The 18,398-nt window shown below is 53.0% G+C and carries 11 protein-coding genes; 5 read left to right on the forward strand and 6 right to left on the reverse strand.

Features of this window, described 5'->3' with window-relative positions; all coding sequences use genetic code 11:
• On the reverse strand, window positions 1-1,248 hold a 1,248-nt coding region (locus tag Q0294_RS02880), incomplete at its 3' end, for a DUF1552 domain-containing protein (RefSeq protein ID WP_299460732.1).
• Window positions 1,241-3,628 (reverse strand): DUF1592 domain-containing protein, encoded by a 2,388-nt coding sequence (locus tag Q0294_RS02885; protein WP_299460733.1) that lies wholly within the window; start codon window positions 3,626-3,628, stop codon window positions 1,241-1,243. The genes Q0294_RS02880 and Q0294_RS02885, both read right to left, overlap by 8 nt.
• 429 nt (window positions 3,629-4,057) lie before the next feature.
• Between Q0294_RS02885 and Q0294_RS02890 the strand changes: the two genes are divergently transcribed.
• Window positions 4,058-5,434 carry a tripartite tricarboxylate transporter substrate-binding protein gene (locus Q0294_RS02890; protein WP_299460734.1) on the forward strand — a complete coding sequence of 459 codons (1,377 nt, stop codon included), beginning with the start codon at window positions 4,058-4,060 and terminating at the stop codon, window positions 5,432-5,434.
• 58 nt (window positions 5,435-5,492) lie between these two features.
• The gene (locus Q0294_RS02895) at window positions 5,493-7,034 is read left to right on the forward strand and encodes a tripartite tricarboxylate transporter permease (RefSeq protein WP_299460735.1); all 1,542 of its coding nucleotides are present in this window, start codon (window positions 5,493-5,495) and stop codon (window positions 7,032-7,034) included.
• Window positions 7,035-7,689: 655 nt separating this feature from the next.
• Here the strand turns inward: Q0294_RS02895 and Q0294_RS02900 are convergent.
• Entirely contained in the window at window positions 7,690-9,183 is a 1,494-nt protein-coding gene (locus tag Q0294_RS02900; protein WP_299460736.1) for a hypothetical protein, read from the reverse strand.
• Between the two features lie 200 nt (window positions 9,184-9,383).
• Here Q0294_RS02900 and lgt point away from each other — a divergent pair, with 200 nt between their 5' ends.
• The gene (gene lgt / locus Q0294_RS02905; protein WP_299460737.1) at window positions 9,384-10,235 is read left to right on the forward strand and encodes a prolipoprotein diacylglyceryl transferase; all 852 of its coding nucleotides are present in this window, start codon (window positions 9,384-9,386) and stop codon (window positions 10,233-10,235) included.
• Between the two features lie 341 nt (window positions 10,236-10,576).
• A complete protein-coding gene (locus Q0294_RS02910; protein ID WP_299460738.1) occupies window positions 10,577-11,137 on the forward strand; it encodes a sigma-70 family RNA polymerase sigma factor in 561 nt (186 codons plus the stop codon).
• Window positions 11,138-11,251: 114 nt separating this feature from the next.
• On the opposite strand, the gene Q0294_RS02915 is transcribed toward Q0294_RS02910, so the two are convergent.
• Entirely contained in the window at window positions 11,252-12,202 is a 951-nt protein-coding gene (locus Q0294_RS02915; RefSeq protein ID WP_299460739.1) for a YHYH protein, read from the reverse strand.
• 326 nt (window positions 12,203-12,528) lie between these two features.
• Here Q0294_RS02915 and Q0294_RS02920 point away from each other — a divergent pair, with 326 nt between their 5' ends.
• Window positions 12,529-15,120 (forward strand): alpha/beta hydrolase-fold protein, encoded by a 2,592-nt coding sequence (locus tag Q0294_RS02920; protein ID WP_299460741.1) that lies wholly within the window; start codon window positions 12,529-12,531, stop codon window positions 15,118-15,120.
• On the opposite strand, the gene Q0294_RS02925 is transcribed toward Q0294_RS02920, so the two are convergent.
• Window positions 15,121-16,761: a hypothetical protein gene (locus tag Q0294_RS02925; RefSeq protein WP_299460743.1), complete on the reverse strand. Its 1,641-nt coding sequence runs from the start codon at window positions 16,759-16,761 to the stop codon at window positions 15,121-15,123.
• Window positions 16,762-16,822: 61 nt separating this feature from the next.
• Window positions 16,823-18,398, reverse strand: a 1,576-nt coding sequence (locus tag Q0294_RS02930; RefSeq protein WP_299460744.1) for a hypothetical protein, incomplete at its 5' end; no start/stop codon positions are given.

Raw genomic sequence — 18,398 nt, forward strand, 5'->3', positions numbered from 1 at the left:
TGTTTCGGTTGGCACTTGATGATGGAAACCGGTTTTGATTGTGCCGCCCCCTTTGCCCGCGAGAATGATCGGCAGATCATGGTGCGTATGACGATTCCCATCCCCGATGGCACTGCCGTAACAGATCATGGAATTGTCCAGCAGATTGCTGTTACCTTCAGGCGTGGATTTGAGCCGATTCAGGAAATAAGCGAATTGAGCCGTCAGGTACTCATCAATCTTCTGAATGTCGGCCATTTTCTTGGCATCATTCTGGTGATGGGAAAGCTCGTGATGTCCTGAATTCACACCGACCATCGGATAGGTTCGGTTACTGCCCGCATTTCCCACCATGAATGTCGCGATGCGCGTGGTATCGGTCTGGAACGCCAGGACCAGCAGGTCGTACATCAGACGGATGTGTTCCTGTAACTCGCTGGGAATGCCGTCAGGTAGTTGCATTTCCGGTGGTTTGATTTTTTCCTGATGCGTACTGCGTTCGATGCGCTGTTCAATCTCGCGTACGCTGGAAAAATATTCGTCCATTTTTCTTTGATCACTTTTGCCGAGTTGTTTTTTCAACTGATCGGCGTCGGATTTAACCAGATCCAGAATGCTCTGACGATCTTTCAGATGGCGGGCACGCTGCTTTTCTTTTTCGGCGCCTCCACCAAACAGGCGTTCGAATGCCAGCTTGGGAACAATTTCTTTCGCAGTCGGCGTTGAAGGAGATCGCCAGGAAATATTAGACGAGTAGGCACAACTGTAGCCGGAATCGCATTGTCCCGCGTTACGTCCTCGAACCAGACCCAGTTCCAGAGAGGGGAGACGTGTCCGATGTCCGACCTGTTGGGCCGCGACCTGATCGACAGAGACACCGGCTTTAATGTCGGCACCGCTGGTTTTGGTTGGGTGCGCACCGGTGAGATACACCGAGGCACAGCGGGCATGATCGCCGGCGCCATCACCCAGCGCGCGGGCATTAATCTGGGCTAATCCGGAAATCACATTGATATCCGATTTTACATTTTCCAGTGGCTTTAAGGATTTGGGTAGCACATATTCTTTTCCCGCAGTTTGAGGCATCCAGGAGGGGCCGATCACACCATTCGGGAAAAAGATGAAGGCCGTTCTTACAGGCGGCTGACCGGCAACTCCAGCAGCAGCCGAGAAGAGACTCTGTTGAGGCTGCATGACCTCCAGCAATGGCAGCGCCATTGTGGTTCCAATTCCTTTGAGAAATGTACGGCGTTTCAGAAGATTAGTCATTTTGAGAACCTCTTTGACGTTTCAGGAAAGGGTCGCTTAATACGATTTCGGTGACGAGCGCCGAAAAGCGATAACCTTTGGCGGTAAAATTCGCTGTGATTTCATCAATGGCACATTTGTCGTAGAATTCCACTCCACGACCAATGGCATAAGTCAGCATCTTCTCTGTTAAAGATCGGCAGAAACCCTGTTTCTGCTGTTCCAGAATCGCAATTAATTCTACGGGACTCTTAAAAGTCTGACCACTGGGTAATTGACCAGAGGAATCAATTTTATGCTTACCCTCTTTATCTCTCCAACGCCCGATTGCGTCGAAATTTTCGAAGCCCAGCCCCAAGGGGTCCATCTGATCGTGACAGGCCGCACAACCGGGAATTTTACGGTGTAATGCCAGTTGTTCGCGTAAAGTAGCATTTGGATTGGCTTTGGCGGAAGCTTCGAGTTCGGGAACATTTGGCGGCGGTGCTGGGGGAGGCGTTCCCAGAATATTTTCCATAATCCATTTACCCCGTTTTACGGGAGAAGTCCGTCCGGGGTTCGAAGTCAGCGTCAGGATACTGGCCTGTGTAATCAGTCCCGCTCGTTTTGTTTTATCGAGATTCACTTTCTGAAAGGTCTCGCCTTTGACTTGATCATTGCCATAAAATTTTGCCAGACGCTCATTCATGAAAGTATAATCGGCGTTGATAAATTCAATCACGCTCCGGTCTTCTTTCATGATGTAGGAAAAGAATGCTTCTGTTTCCTGTCGCATGTCCTCTTTCAATTGCGAATTGAAGCCACGGAATTTTTTGGGATCGGGAGTCAGTTCTTCCAGATTTCGCAGATTCAACCATTGGCCGGCAAAGTTTTTGACGAACGCTTCCGATTTGGGATCTTCCAGCATCCGTTTGACCTGAACCTGCAATGTACGGGGATCGTCGAGTCGGCCTTGTGCAGCCAGTTCAAGTAATTTTTCGTCCGGCATGCTGCTCCACAAAAAATACGAAAGTCGCGAAGCAATTTCATACTGATTCATTTTCTGTGTATTGCTTGATCCGGCATGCTCAGGATTTTTGATACCTTCAATACGAAACAGAAAATGCGGCGAAACCAGAACCGCCTGGAGACCGACCTGGATGCCCTGCTCGAACGTCCTGCCGGAATTGATCGTTGCTTCAACCAGTTCTACAATCGGTTTGATTTCTTCCCGCGAGACGGGACGTCGGAATGCCTGTTCTGCAAGCTGTTTCATAATTCGCTCTGCACAATAATGAATGGATCGTCCGCTTCCCGGCGTGCAGGTGATGATTTTATTATGCGACGCCGGCAGATCGGCGGGCAGTTGTCCCAGAGGGCCTTTGTAAGAGACGTCGTACACATACAGATTGCGGTCTCTTTCTTTCGGCGGTCCTTTGGGATCATAAAAGTCGTTCAGAAAAGAAATCGCGAGTACGTGCTTGCCTTTGGGCAGGGCGATTGCCTGAGGCAGCGTGTATTTTTCGGGGACGTCAATACCGGCTTTCACGTCGAATGTTTTCAGCAATTTGCCATCCAGCTTGACTTCCATCTTCGCAGCTTCCGTCCCGGCAGGTGTCTGGCCTGCAGCAATCCGGAATTCATATTTACCCGCCTGCTGCAGATTGATGGTCCCGAGGATCGTGCCTTGTGAATGAAAGCCTGCGTTGCGTTTGCCGAGGGTGACGGCGCCCTCCTTCGTAAAGTTTTTATCGGGGATTTCAGTCCAGGGATAACTGTCCGGCGTATTGGCGAAAATGGCCTTCTCGGCGATTTGTTCTGCCGCATCCAGATATTTTTCCATCAGCAGCGGCGGTAATGAAAGTACATCGCCGATGTTGTCGAAACCATAACCGACGTCATCCGAGGGAAAGTTATTGGCGGGCTCGAAGTCAATTCCCACCAGATCGCGAATCGTATTATTGTATTCGTTGCGATTCAAACGTCGGATGGTAACGCGACCGGGGTTCACATCGCCGGAGCAGTCAATGCCATATAAGGTGTCGTCAAACCAGGCCAGAATATCTTCGCGTTCCTTGTCGGTTGGCTGAGCGGCGGCGTCTTTGGGAGGCATGGATTGAATCTGGATGCGCTGCACAATTTTTTCCCACGCTTCCCGATGTTCCAGAATGCTGGTGCGGGTTTTGTATTTTTCGAGAGCCAGACCTGCTTCCGCTTCTTCACCGGTGTGACAGTCGAGACAATATTTCGTGATGAATTGTTTGATCTGCGATTGAAACTGTTTTTCAGATTTCTCGACGTCGGGGGGAGCTGCGTTTGTCGAAACAACGTTTGTCAGTAACAACAGGCAGACCAGTGGATAGAAAATTCTCCCGGAGCGTGGATGTTGTAAGAAATGGAAAACGATCTCGATCATTCGCATTACAGTCAAACCTTACGGTGGGATACTACTCAGGCTGATAACTTTCGAGTGGCTGTAAATCGAAAGCAGCGAGTGCGACTATTTCACACGATCAAACTGAGGCAGGTAAGTTGTCAGGCAGGATTATTTGCATATAGACTAACCTGTCAAGAGACCGCTTTGCAAGATCAGTCGTCATCGGATCTCTCGTGTCCAAGCTAATTTATGATGCAAGTGCCCGCTTTCTTTAATTTTACTCCGAGCGGTCCGCAAGAGTTTCAATATTTCAAATTATTCAAGTTTTAGAGGGAAGTTGATGAAACCGGCTGCTGCTGTACCGCTGGTTATTGACAGGTGCTTTCGCGATCTGCATCCTTGTAATTACGAAACCAGCAGTTCTTGCGGGTTATCTCTCAAAAAACATCTGAAAAACAATTCGGTACTGAACTGATGAATCAACGCGCGCTCGCTAACACGACAGTTCAATTAATGCTCCTGCTGCTCTGCCTGATGCTGTCAGAGGGGTGTTCTTCTGATTCCGTCGAAAATTATCCGGATCGTCCGATCTCGATTATCTGCCCCTGGTCGGTCGGCGGGGCGACGGACCGTACTTCCCGTCAGTTGGCTGTTTTTCTGGAACAGGAACTTGGGGTTCCCGTCAATGTGATCAATGCGACAGGGGGACGCGGAGTCACCGGTCACAGCCGCGGCCTGAAAGCCCGACCCGACGGCTATACGCTGGCGATCATCACCGGCGAATTAAATATGCTGCACTGGCAGGACCTGACTACCATTTCCTCTCGAGACGCCATTCCCATCATGTCTCTCGTCGACGGGGCGGCTGCGATTTTTGTGAAAGACGATTCGCCGTTTCACAACATGCAGGAACTGCTGGACTATGCCAAACAGAATCCCGGCAAGTTGACTGCGACGGGAACCGCCAGCGGGGGCATCTGGCATCTGGCTCTGGCGGGCTGGCTCGATTTCAGTGGCTTGAAAGCGGATGACATCAAATGGATTCCCATGAACGGTGCCGGACCGTCGTTGCAGGAACTGGCCAGTGGCGGCGTAGATCTGGTCTGCTGCAGTCTGCCGGAAGCAAAAACCCTCTACGACTCCGGCCAGGTCCGCTGCCTGGGTGTGATGGCTGAAGAACCGCTGCCGGAGTTCAAAGAAGTTCCCACGTTTCTTTCCCAGGGCATGAACTGGAATATCTCGGGCTGGAACGGGTTGGCCCTTCCCCTGGAAACGCCGCAGCCGATCGTTGAGAAAGTTTCCCAGGCCGTCAAAAAAATTACCAGCGGCGAATCGGTCATGCAGGGGAAAACATTTCCCGAGTTCATGCGGGCAGCCGGCCTGAGTACCAGATATCGGGCCGATGATCAGTTCGCTCAGTTTCTGAAATCGAATGATAAGACGCTGGGAAAACTGTTAACCAGTGATGCGTTCCGGCAGATGTCTTCGCGGGGAACAGGTCCGCTGGTTTTTCCGGGATTACTGGCGGCGGCCATCGGTGTGATTTTAGGTTGCCTGGCGTTCCAGAAAAAAGTGCCCGCACTCGCGCCGGATGTTTCCAGCGATACTGTAACTTCGCGGGGAGTGGTGAATACCGTTCTGGTCCTCCTGGGTGTTGTCGCCTATTTGCTGTTTGCTGAAAAAGTGGGTTTCCTTCTCACTGCCGGAGCGATTCTGTTTCTGTTGTTATGGAAATTCGGCACTCGCTGGTGGATGAGTGCTTTGATCACCGTGCTTTTTATTCCGGGAATTTATACCTTGTTTGCTCAGCTCTTGCGCGTCCCGCTGCCGCGGGGTATCTGGGGTTGGTAAATCTTGCGAAGTGAGTTCTTCTCATTCTGACAGTCGTCAAGCTCAATGAAGTAACAACATGGAATCAACATTTTTTACCGCGTTACAGAATCTTGCCTCACCGGAAGTGCTGCTGGTGATTTTTCTGTCGGCCGTTTACGGCCTGTTTGTAGGTTCCATCCCGGGACTGACGGCGACGATGGCGGTAGCGCTGTTGATCCCGCTGACGTTTTATATGGATAATCTCTCCGCCATCGCCGCGATTGTGACTCTCGAAGCCTGCAGTATTTTTGCCGGCGATATCCCCACCACGCTGGTCCGCATTCCGGGAACCCCTTCCTCGGCCGCTTATACTGACGACGCCTACTCGCTCACCCGACAAGGTCTGCATGAAACGTCCCTCGGCGTGTCGCTGGTGTTCAGCGTCGCCGGCGGTTTGTTTGGCGCGCTGGTGTTGATTCTCGCGGCGCCGCAGCTGGCAAAAATCGCCTTCCAGTTTACCACCTACGAATACTTCTGGTTGTACGTGCTCGGCTTGAGTTGTGCGGCCATCGTTTCGACAGGCTCCCGTCTCAAAGGGGCACTCGCGTTGATGATCGGCCTGATGTTCTCGACGGTTGGATTGAGTGAAGTTCACAGCGTCCCCCGATTCACATTTGGTTTTGACGAACTCTTTACCGGCATTAATTTTATTCCCGCGATGATTGGTCTGTTCGGCCTGTCGGAAGTCTTTCGAAATTGCCTGACTTCGAAAACTGAGGAAGAAACAGGCAAACTGGTTTCGGCGGTGATTGCTCAAGACGATCATTCCCTGTTCAAACATTTGAAGCCCGTGTTTGGCGGCGTCCTGCCTCAATTCTGGAAACGGAAATTCAGCTGGCTCCGTTCGAGCTGCATCGGCGCGACGATTGGCATGATCCCCGGTGCCGGTGCCGACATCGCCGCCTGGATCTCCTACGCCGTCTCGAAAAAATGTTCCAGAACTCCCGAAGAATACGGTAAAGGATCGCTCGACGCGGTCGGCGATGCCACGAGCGCGAACAATTCGGCTCTCGCAGGAGCCTGGATTCCGGCGCTGGTTCTGGGCATTCCCGGCGACTCCGTGACGGCGATCGTGATCGGCGTTCTGCTCATGAAAAATATTACTCCCGGTCCCGCGATTTTTGAAAATCCCGATCAACTGGTGCTGGTACACGGAATTTATCTGACGTTCATTGTTGCCAATCTGCTGTTGATTCCGCTCGGTTTTCTGGCCATTCGTAGCGGCGCACAACTGGTGCGCGTCCCCCGCCGCATTCTGATGCCGATCATTCTGATGTTCTGTGTCGTCGGCTCCTATTCCATTAATGGCAGCTATTTTGATGTCTGGGTCATGCTGGGCATGGGCATCATCGGCTTCGTACTCGAAGTCTACGCGATTCCACTCGGCCCGGTCGTGCTCGGTATCATCCTCGGCGGCCAACTGGAGCAGACCTTCGTGCAGAACTTGACCAAGGACGACAGTTTCCTGTCTTTCTTCAATCGTCCGATTTCCGCCGGGCTCGGCCTGTTCTGCATCGCCCTCTGGCTTGTTCCGCTCGTCATGCCTTTCATCAGAAAAAAAATGCAGAGCGCGACATAGTTGCCTCTGATCACTGCTGATTTTATCCCTGTACCGTTTCGCGTAAAATCGGCAGTGAAAAAAATCGCTTGACAGATTCGAGACGGCGATTCTTGTTTTTCGCTCCATTAATTCCAGTAAAGAATCACTGCTTGACACCGCCGCGCCGCTGGAGAATATGCGTGATACGTGTCGCGCGCGTAAGAAAAAATTCTGCTGCTGACACATTTCTCCTGCTGTCGATTTCAACACTATTCGAAACAAGGCGTTTTTCCTTTTTTGAGCATGCACATGCGGCAGCAGTTCCTGATGAGCACCCCTTTTTTTGCTGATATCGGCACGCTTTGCGCACGCTCTGCCACTTACGGGTAATCGGAATTGCACACGAATTCCAGTTTTTTGCCTTAACTCACCATAAAATCCGGTTGACTGCTTCACGCCGTTCGCGAAGATCTCTCGCAGACGGAAGGCACTCAGGAAAAGCAAATCAGTGAAAGACCGAAACTTCATCTACAGTTCTCCTGTTTCAGGAAGATTCAAAATCGGAAACCCGAGCAGCCGACAGGAACAACCTGTCGCGCACATTCTGTGCCCGGTCTACGCGGAGAAATCATACCCGATCGGCGCGTCAGCGCCGGAGATGAACATCGCGCACTCCACCAGCCGAACTGTTCAGTCAAGCCGCGCGGTGCTGCAGCAGAAACTGCCCGACGCGCACAACTCCCAGACTGATCAGCGCCAGCGTCGGCAGCAGCAGCGGGATCAGAAATCGTTCATCGGCGGCAATCGGCAGATACCAGGCAAACGCCAGCCAGAACAGCAGCAGCCAGATGAAGTACAGGCGTCGCGCCGGGCCGGTTTCCGACAGCAGACCCACCAGCAGAAACGGCACCGCCAGCAGACCGAAGAACAGCCGCCCCTCGGCAAACGGGAGCGGTCCCAGGCTGCGCAGGAAAATGAACACCTGCCAGAGCAGTCCTTTCACTTCCCGCCGGACAATTTCAGAGAGCGAGTGTGTCTGCCAATACTTTCGTGCGGCGTCTTTCAGGCTGCCTTGTTTCGCCAGCGCGTGCGGCTCTGTGAATTCATCCTCAAACATCAGATACGAATTGGCATTAAACGTCGGGCTGCCATACACACGCGCGTTGCGCACGAGCAACGGCGATGCAATCAACGCGAAACTCGCGATCACCAGCGCCAGACTGCCCAGGATCGTTTTCAGAGAGACGGTTGTCGCGTCAGTTTGTGTTGCGTCTGGTACAGCGGCATCGTTTGTGCGACTACGTTTGAACCGGGAGAAGAACCGGCGCCAGTTCACCGCATACGAGCAGATCCAGATCACAAGACCCAGCATCAATAGCAGCGCCGTCCCTTTGGTCAGCCAGACCAGCCCCAGCACCAGCCCCGCGCCAATCAAAGCCAGGCAGGAAATTTTATGAGACTGCCTGAGATCGGGCAGCCGCAACAAAATCAGCCATAACCCGGCGATGAATAATAAAAGTAACCCTTCGCAGACAACGCGCCCCGTCAATTGACAGTAAGCGGCGTTCACACTGAGTAGCAGCCCGGTCAAGCCGCCTGTCAGATTTCCATACTGGCGGGCGATCCCGACAGAGAAAATCAGCAACGCCAGTAAGCCACAGATCGCCGACAGCCGTTTGCCCGTTTCATAGTCGGGGAAGAAGGAAAGCAGCGCGACATACAGCGGGTGCTGATTTGCTTCCTGATATTCACCTGCGAAGAGTTGTCGGGTCAATGCAACCGGCCCCCCCATTTCCTGAACGGTTTTCGCCTGCGACAGAAAGGCGGCCTGATCGTTATTCTCGGGCGCAGGTTGCTGCGGGATCACGTTGATCATCACCACGAAATAGACAATGATCGAAAACGAGAGTAACAGACTGCCCGACCAGTGATCAGCGGGATTGACCGTCTGCGAAAAAACAGTTCGCATCTTTTGACATTGATGAAGCACGCTTTCCCAGAAGCGGTTGGGCACCAGACAACCGGCGACTCCCAGTCCCGCAGCCATGACACAGCAGGTTGCCGCCGCAGAAGCCAGCGAAGGCTGTTGAAGCAGGGCGGCCCCTTTGAGTTGAATGATCTCCCACAATGCCAGCCCCGATAAACCGGCCAGTGCCCCCGAAACCAGTCGCGGAAGGAGAGTGTTCATCAGGAGATCACGCTTTCTGAAGTGGACAGGTTAAAAAAACAGGGATCACGCTAAAACGCTTCAAGAAAACCGAATTCGGACTAGGCTTAAAGTGCGGAATGGTCTATCTTTCGGTCTGACAATCATAGCATATTAGAACCGTTCTGAAATCACAGAAATCTTGAGAACCACTATTTCAGAATTCGGGAGTATTGAGTCACGTGAATCCAGTCATCGCTTATCTGCAGTGGGACATCAACCGCGTCCTGTTTGAACTCGGTCCGATCAAGATCCGTTATTACGGCCTCTTTTTCACAGCCGGCTTCATCTGTGGTTACCTTTTGCTCCGCTGGATGTATCGCACGGAAAAAAAGAATGTCGACGATGTCGATTCGCTGCTGATCTATATGGTGATCGGCACGATCATCGGTGCGCGGCTGGGACACTGCCTGTTTTATCATCCGGCTTACTTTTTTGAGAAACCGATTCGTTTTCTGCAAATCTGGAACGGCGGACTGGCCAGTCATGGCGCCGCGATTGGAATTACGCTTTCCGCCTGGCTTTATTCACGCAAACATCCTGATCAGCCTTTGTTGTGGCTCATGGATCGTTTAGCGATTCCCGTGGCCCTTGCCGGCTTTTTTATCCGGATTGGCAACTTTTTTAATTCGGAAATCCTGGGTCGCGCCACAGATGTGCCCTGGGCGATCGTGTTTGTGAATGGGCTGGGGCTGGATACGCGTGAGGAACAGCTGCTGCCGCGACATCCCGTCATGCTCTATGAATCCTTCTGTTACGGCTGTATTTTTCTGGTGCTCTATCTGCTTTACCGGAAGTATCGCGCGGAAACGCCGCGCGGCCTGCTGATCGGACTCTTCTTTATCATGGTCTTTTCCGCCCGCTTTGTGCTGGAGTTCTTCAAGATGAGGCAAGCCGAATTTGCGCAAAGCCTGCCGCTCAGTGTAGGGCAGATGCTCAGTATTCCGCTGGTGATCGCCGGCATTGTGCTCCTGCTTTATCGTAAGCCCGCTCCCCCGATTGATGCAGCCTCGCCGCCGAAAAATCAGAAATAAAAACAGGGCGTGACCTTGTGTTCATATTTCTGAGGTTAGGAACTTTTGCTTCAAACGTCTGTTAGAACACGCAGTTTACAGCATGGAATGTGTTCGTACGTTTATTTATTGGGCTCGTATTGCCCTAAATCGAAGATCCTTGTAAAGTTCGCCGGCTAAATTCTCAGATTTTATTAATGATCAAGGTCGAATTTCTGATTGTGGAATTCAGTGTTTTTTTTGCAACACGGAAGTTCGACTCCGGTGTATAATGAGATGCAGGCTTAACTCGCTTGCTACCTATAGGTAGCTGTTTAATTGAATTGAGGCGATTTGTGGCTCTCACAGAAATTGATAGGAATTTGCTCCGACGCTGCCTGGCAGAAGAGCCGGGTGCGTGGAAAGATTTTGTAGACCGGTTTATCGGCCTGTTCACGCACGTGATTCATCATACCGCCCACGGCCGCAGCATTCGCGTCAGCGACAGTGATGTGGACGATCTCCTTTCCGAAGTCTTTCTGGTTCTGCTGGCAAACGATTATCGGGTGCTGCGAAACTTTCGTGGCAACAGTTCATTGGCAACATACCTGACAGTGGTCTCCCGTCGTGTGGTTGTAAAAAAAATGGTTGAACGTCGTATGGCGGAAGCCCTGGGGCATGTTTCCACCAGATCAAAGCTGGAAAGTATTCCCGAAGAACCGACGCGTCAGCAGCAGATGGTCGACGATCAGGAAGAGATCCAGAACATGATCAAGCAACTGCCGCCCGCAGATGCCCGGATTGTCGAGCAGTACCATCTGCAGGGGAAGTCCTATCAGCAGATCAGTAGCGACCTGGATATTCCCGAAAATTCGATCGGCCCCACACTTTCACGGGCACGAAACCGCATGCGTGACAATAAATCAAAAACACGGTCGCTCTAAGCATGTGATGCTTCCTCTCTGGTAAATTCTTCTCGATCAGGAAGTACGTCGCAAACTCTTCCTGACCGAGAGAGAATCGGATGCCACGCGCCGTTCGTCACACCCTGTTCTTTGTTATTGACCACGTCCAAAACCTCCTGGTGGACCGAACCCCGGTGGTCCGCTGCCGCGCCCTGGCGGTCCTGGTCCTCCTGGTCCGGGCCCCCGTCGCTGGAAACTCGGGTCAGGCGTCCCTCGATAATTGCGGGGAATAGACGGAAATTCTGCCGTGATGTAATAATGGTAAGTCCCTTCCGGGTAGTCGGGGGTCACGCCGAAGCGACCATTGCATTCGTCCAGATCACCTGACTCAGCCACATACTGGTAATCGGCGGTAAACGTGCCATCATAACTCCCGCCGGGACCCTGCGGGCGACTGCCCCGTTTGAGTTGATAGCTGGATTTCATTTTTCGCACTTCGCTTTTGGGATCTTCCGCGTCGGCATAACCATACTGGGAATAGATCGGAAAACCATCCGCGGCAACGCCGATCAGCGTCACTTCATTCGCTTTTCCCAGTTTCGAAATCAGTCCCTCAGGTAAGCCGTGATAATGGTAGCTGCCGCTTGGCTGGACATGGGCGTTGCTACTGTCGAGACCGAGGTTGATTTTTCCGTTCAAGGCTTCATAGTTCCAGCCGGAGCGACGATCACGATTCCAGAATTCGGCCGTTCCCGGGTCAAACACGACGCCGTTCAAGGCGACACCAAAGGGGGAATGAGAGAGCGGCGTGATATTGCGCGCCATTTTTGGATTGGCGGCAACACGAAACTGATAACGTTGCGGGCGTATCACATTCGGATTATTCTGGTTCGGGAACTGTCCCGCTTCATGGTTGGGAATCCCGTTGGAGTAGATGTAGCGGTAACCCCCTTTGACCACAATCTGCACCTGATTGGGGGGCAGGGGGCCGGAAGGCGGAGGTCCGAAACCGGGGGGCTGAAATCCAAACAGGGGGACCGAACTCCAAAACAGGGCAACGGAACAGAGTGTCAGCATTCGGAGTCTCAAAGCGTTACCTCGCATTCTTTTTCTGGCTTCACTCTGCCGGCGTGGGTCCTGACGTCAAAAATTCACACATTTTTCGCATCTAAGTTGATAACGGGCTGCAGACAGGCCAATCCACAAGGTTTTTGCCGGTTTTGGAAAAAAGAGCCCAAGTGTCGACTTCAGGAATCGTCGGTTATCTTCACTTGAGACGGGCGTTCTGTTGACAGTAAACCTCCCACGAACAAAAATCGACGTAACGAAAGTCAGTCGCCGTCAAAGACGATCGGCACTGTTTTCTCTCAATCACGGATTGAACCACCCCTCAAAAATGATTCTGCGGAATCTGGAAACGGATTGTAGTCATGCAAACAAAACGAATTTTATTCAAGTTTGCGCTCCAGTGGTCACTGCTGCTCTCAATTGCTTTACTGGGCTCCTCGGCTGCGCTCAAGGCACAAACGGAATCAGTCAAAACGGGTTTTGTGAATGCCGTTTATCAAGATGCGGCAGGCGAGCACCGTTACGTGGTGTTTGTTCCTAAAAGTTATTCACCCGAAAAAAAATATCCGGTGATCCTGTTTCTGCACGGTGCCGGCGAGCGGGGCAACGATGGACTCAAACAGACTCAGGTTGGTCTGGGACCGATCGTAAAGCAGAATGAAGCGACATTCCCGTTTATCGTCGTTTTTCCTCAGGCGGAAAATATGAAAGAAAGTCTGCTGGCGGGATGGCTGGCAGACTCTGATGACGGTCAGCGGGCCATCAAGATTCTCGATACGGTGATGAAAGACTATGCGATCAACCCTGCGCAACAGATTTTAACCGGCTGGTCAATGGGCGGTTACGGCGCCTGGAGCCAGGCAGCCGCCAATCCACAGCGCTGGTCGGCAGTCGCTCCTCTGGCGGGAGGTGGCAAAACCGAATGGGCTGCGAAACTGAAAGAGACACCGATCTGGGCCTTTCATGGTGCCAATGATCGCGCGATTCTCCCTGCGGAATCAGAGCAGATGATCAATGCAATCAAACAGGCCGGAGGCACACCTCAGTTTACGTTAGTTCCCGACGTCGGCCACGATGTCTGGAAGGTCGCTTATACAGAGCCCCTGTTCGACTGGATGCGCAATCCCTCGCGCCCGATGGATTCTACCGCGCCGCTCCTGGTCAAGCCGGATCAGAAACCGCCGGCTGAGTTCGACCCCGAAAGTCCGTTTGTGCCGGCCTTGATCATCGATGACGCCGTCTCGGTCCGGTTAGGAAATCAATTCCTGCAGTCACTGGCTGACGCGGTTCCGAGTATGGTTCCCCCGGATATGCTGGAAGGGACCATCAATGACATCTACGACTCGACCGTCGCAGAAGGCCGCAGCTTCAGCGTACAATTTTCCGGGATCTCCTATCGAGGCGAACTGGCCCGCGCTGCGGTCGAAGCGTATGCGGCAGGCACATTGAATATTCAACTCGGCATTAAAAATGTCGATCTCTATATCAGCAGCACGTATGTGAATGGAAATCGGCATGCCGCCGTCGCGGGGCCGATTTCTGTCAGCATCGGCCATCAGAATCCGGTCTGGTTGAGTTTCGATGTGAAACCTTACATCAAAGACAATCGAATCAAACTTCAGCTCTTACGCACACGCTTTAACATCCCGCAGGATAACTGGTACGTCTCCGGTCCGGCCGGCGTTTCCACGCGGGGGATCGGCATGACGGCGGATCGCGTTTCCGGTGGTCTGGTCGACGGCATCTACGGCAGCAAAGGGCGCATCGAAGAAGAAGTGAAAGCCATCGTACCGGGGCTCGTGGAGGAACTCGAAAAACAGCTCAACTTCGACGAAGCCAGTCAGATCGTCAATGCCATCTGGCCTTTACCCGTATATCACCCACGCATGAAACTCGGGGCGAGTGCAGTGGTCACCGATAAACAGGGCATTTCACTAAGCTTTGATCTCAGCGTCGCCGCTCTGGATCCTTCTGTAAAACCGGGAAAGATCAACCGCCTGTCTGCGGTCGGAAGATCGGTCAATGATATTCCCAAAGTGACAGAGTTGCAGGTCGGCGTTGCCCCCAGCATGCTGAAACCATTAACCGAAATGCTGGTCGCCGCTGATGTCGCGCGGATTCCGGTGCAGGATGTGCCCGGCCATTCTTTTGCCGCGCTGGCTGATTCCAAAACATTACAGCAGGTTTTTCCCGATCTGAAACAGTATGGAAACGATGTACAAATCTGGTCGGAACTCGTATTAACAAAACCGATTCAGGTCGAAGATGCCGGCAAATCAAAGACAGGCGGCGTCAACCAGTTCAAGTTTGTCGTGCCTCAAGCGGCGATTTCGATGGCGATCAAAAAATCCGCCGCCGATAAAGTATGGATTCCCTACGCCGAGTTTTCACTCTCGGTGAGTCAGGATGTCGAACCGCAAATTGTGGATCAAAGTTTTTCCAAACGGGCGCTGCGTCTGGATTGGGAAGGGGGCTCGCGGATTGGCGGGAATGCCCGTTTCGCACCCGACTATAAACCGCAGGACTCCCAGATCAATCAGGAAAAATTGCGGGATCTGGTGCAGTCTGCCTGGGACGGCTGGACAAAACAGGGGCCTGCTTCCGTCGCCGAGATTCCTGACATTGAACTCGGTTTCGGCCGCTACCGGATCAAGCAGGTCAACTGGTCCTCGCCACAATTGTTGGCCACGTTTTCGGTTCCGGAACTCAAGATTACGAATAACACCAAGGTCGAAATGGAATACGAACTGAAGAGCCCTTACAGCGATTGGGGCGGCCCTTACAAATTGAAGCCGGGAGAATCTCACGCCTTCGACGCGGCCATGCCACTCACGTATCGTCGGCTGATTAATAATCGCATGCAGGTTTACACCTTAGCCGCCGGTTCACATTATGAATTCGATCCGGCGAACGGCGATCAGAGCGGCACACTTTTCGAATCAGCCGATAACTGATCAGTCTTCGGCGGCAGGAGATTCAGCAGTACTGACGTTGATTTCTCTGAGCGGGAATAAAGTCTCTTCCAGCAGAGTCGCGGGAGAGATTCCCGCTATGAGAATCAGCAGTAAAACCGGAGTGAACGCGAGCCAGACGAGGCCCCTGTTTTCCCGCGCGAGAACGTTCGTTGCTACCTCAGAGGCAAGTGTGTCCGTATTTTCTGTCTGCACAAACCGCCAGAAGACGCGCAGCAGCGCGAGGTTGAACAGCAGTGTGCCCAGCAGATAACACATCGCCAGCAGCAGGCTCTGATTTGCCAGACTCCAGACAAAACAGAACTGCGCCGTGAATCCGCCCAGCCCCGGAACACCGATCAGCGTCATCACCGACAAGCCGGTGATCCAGATCAGCCGTTTGTCAGTGCCGCTGCCTGTCTGTGACGAAATCAAAGGCACAACCAGCAACAGCAGACAGCAGGCAAGCCCCTGAATTACGTTTAAGAAGATGAAATGAGGGACGGTCGCGGAATCCGACGCGAATAAAACCGTCAGCGTCAGTGAAGTCTGTCCGATCAGGAACCAGACCACAATCTGCAGCAGGTCGTTGCGGAGCCAGGCAATCAGCGCTGCGATCAGAAAACCGCAGGTTCCCCAGAAAGCCAGCACGGAAAACAGGCTGACCCCTAACGCAAAATTCAACGGGACCATGAAGCGTATCATGCCGTAGATGCTGATTTTGGTGATCAGCGTCAGCAGCACCAGATACCAGCCAACCGGATCGGGTGCAGATGAGAGACGCGCAGGCTCCCGCGTCAGCCACTGGGTCAAACCGTAGTGCGCAGGAAACAGAGCCCCTTTGATGAGAAAACCCACCAGCAACATCAGAAAAATCCAGGGCGAAACCATACTCCAATACGCCTCGGCCAGAGGGTATTCGGTCACATCGCTGACGGTTCCGTTTAAAATTTCCTGAAATTGAAACGTGCGTGGCTGCGGCGCTTCCAGCAGGATGCCCTGCATCCACGTATAAGTTGTGGCCGCCAGCAGCAGCCCCGCGAGAATCAATCCGTCGCCGAGAAACTGCAGGTACATCGTACTCTCAAACAGAACCTGCGAACGGGGGCCGCTCCAGAGACGAATTAAGCAGAGCAGACAAAACGTCGTCAGGATCAAAAACGTGGCGAAGCTGATCAGGTCGTGTGAAACCAGGATGCCTGCCAGCAACGCCTGCAACATCAGCAGCAGAAAATAGTGCAGTCGCGATGCTGCAGTGATCCGGTTCGAAAACAGAATCAGCATCGGCCACAGGCAGGTGGGCAGCAGCAGAAACCAGACCGAGTCGGTATCGAGGGCCCATTTGATGGTGTGTGTTGGCGCTGTTTCCGTGCCGGCGTCTGTGGCGGTATCTGTGGCTGCGGGAAGTTTCAAACCTACGGAAATCGCGTGGGTAGATCGTGTCTCTGATTTGTCTCGCAGAAAGGGAGCCGCCAGCACCGCGCCCAGAATCAGACAGGAGACCAGCGTATTGGAAAACGCGGTCCAGCGATTGAATTCCAGCCCCAGTCTGGAAACGCCCCAGCCAAAACAGGCTCCCATCACTGGCATGACAACCAGTAACACAGGCGACAGGGAGACGATGGAATTCAGGAACGAGTTCATAAGTGGCTCTGAGCAGACGTAAATTCAGCAAGAAGTAGGGGAAGCAGAAACGCAGCAACCCTTAAATCTGCAGCACCATCAGCACAATGATCAGCACGGAAAGCGTAAACAGCAACACCAGCGTCTGGAACGCCACCTGTCCATTCTGCAGCTGTTGCAGCAGGTGCCCCCAGTAGGCAGGCATTTTTTCCAGAGTTGACCGGCTGCAGCCGACCAGCAACCACTGCTCGACAAGAGAGACAATTTTCGCAAACAGAGTCAGTGGACCCGTCACTGCCCGATCCAGAATGGTGAGTGCATAATAATGCGACTGTCCCAGTTGCATCAGCGCGGACCGCGATTGTGCTGCCGATTCTTTGCGATGCGTTTGAGAAGCGGTCATCCAGGCCAGGATCAGCGACACGAAAATCGTCACACAAAACAGGCTGCAAAATAACCAGTCCCGGTCGAAAGGATTTTCATTTGCTTCCGTCATCAGCCCGGGCCAGAGCTGCGAGATCAACGGAACCGGGAAGTACAGCGAGACACTTGTCAAACTCGCGAACACGGTGATAGCCCACAGCGGAAACACGGAAAACTTCTGCGGGACCACATTTGATTCCGGTCTGGCATAAAGAGAAAAATAAAACCGCGCCCCTCCGAACGCATATCCCGCGATCACGGGCAGCATCAGCCAGACCAACAATGTCGTGCGCATGTCCTGCGCTGCTGTTCTGGCGGTGATCAACGGGTTCAGCAGCGGACTCAGGCCGACCAGAGCGGAAATCAACAAGAACAGCAAACAGACCTTGAGGGAAGCCGGCGCCCGCGCAGGCAGCGTGCCGGTTTGCAGTCGATGGCTGAGCGGGATCAGAACGGAAATGAGGTACATCTGCGGCACCAGCATCGCCAGAATCATTTGGAGCGAATTACCGGGATTCATACCGAGCAGCGCCACCGCCAGACCAGCGACCGTCGCAGCGAGCCAGCATAAAACGCGATCCGGGTGTGGGTCGCGCGACAGACAAACGGCGGAAAAAACAGTTAGTAATGCGGACACGGTTCCGAGTTGAATCAGCAGACTTTGATTTGCCGGGACCAGCAGAAAAAAGGGCGCACAGCGGAGCAGCAAAAACAGACCCGCAGGAATCGCCAGCAGATTCAATGCGGCCAGCGAATTACTACTCCACGGGCGTTGCTGACTGACGATCAGCGCGGAAGCCGGGAACAGTCCCAGACGAGGGACCGCGGCAAAAAAGAGGGCCGCCCCGATGCCGGGCAGCGCTGCGGAGTTTTTCACTTGCACCGCCTGAATCGCATCGGCGCGCAGACAGCTTATAAAATCGAATGTTTCAAAGTTGACGCCGATGAGAAAAATCGCCAGGAGCAGCATCGCATCCGAAAACGCATTCCAGCCCCACCAGTGTCGGTTTTGTTGTTCGGGCCGTGCATCAGCTTCGAACTGGACTTCGTGCAGCAGGTTCAAACTCATCGACAAAATGAACCAGAACAGGAGCACCTGCAGAAAATTCGTCGCCAGTACCACGCCCGCCGTCGCGAAAAAACAGGTTAAAAACAGCAGCGAGGAATAATGGTTGGGCGAACGCGAAGCGGTTGTTGTAGAAGCGGAATGATTCAGCAGCAGATAAAACAGCGAC

This window comes from uncultured Gimesia sp. (assembly GCF_937919775.1).
Classification (GTDB): domain Bacteria; phylum Planctomycetota; class Planctomycetia; order Planctomycetales; family Planctomycetaceae; genus Gimesia.

Coding starts and splice junctions, on each gene's coding strand:
- Q0294_RS02890 (WP_299460734.1), top strand. CDS start 4,058: ATGAATCAACGCGCGCTCGCTAACACGACAGTTCAATTAATGCTCCTG.
- Q0294_RS02885 (WP_299460733.1), bottom strand. CDS start 3,628: ATGCGAATGATCGAGATCGTTTTCCATTTCTTACAACATCCACGCTCC.
- Q0294_RS02925 (WP_299460743.1), bottom strand. CDS start 16,761: ATGAACTCGTTCCTGAATTCCATCGTCTCCCTGTCGCCTGTGTTACTG.
- Q0294_RS02920 (WP_299460741.1), top strand. CDS start 12,529: ATGCAAACAAAACGAATTTTATTCAAGTTTGCGCTCCAGTGGTCACTG.
- Q0294_RS02900 (WP_299460736.1), bottom strand. CDS start 9,183: ATGAACACTCTCCTTCCGCGACTGGTTTCGGGGGCACTGGCCGGTTTA.
- Q0294_RS02915 (WP_299460739.1), bottom strand. CDS start 12,202: ATGCGAGGTAACGCTTTGAGACTCCGAATGCTGACACTCTGTTCCGTT.
- Q0294_RS02895 (WP_299460735.1), top strand. CDS start 5,493: ATGGAATCAACATTTTTTACCGCGTTACAGAATCTTGCCTCACCGGAA.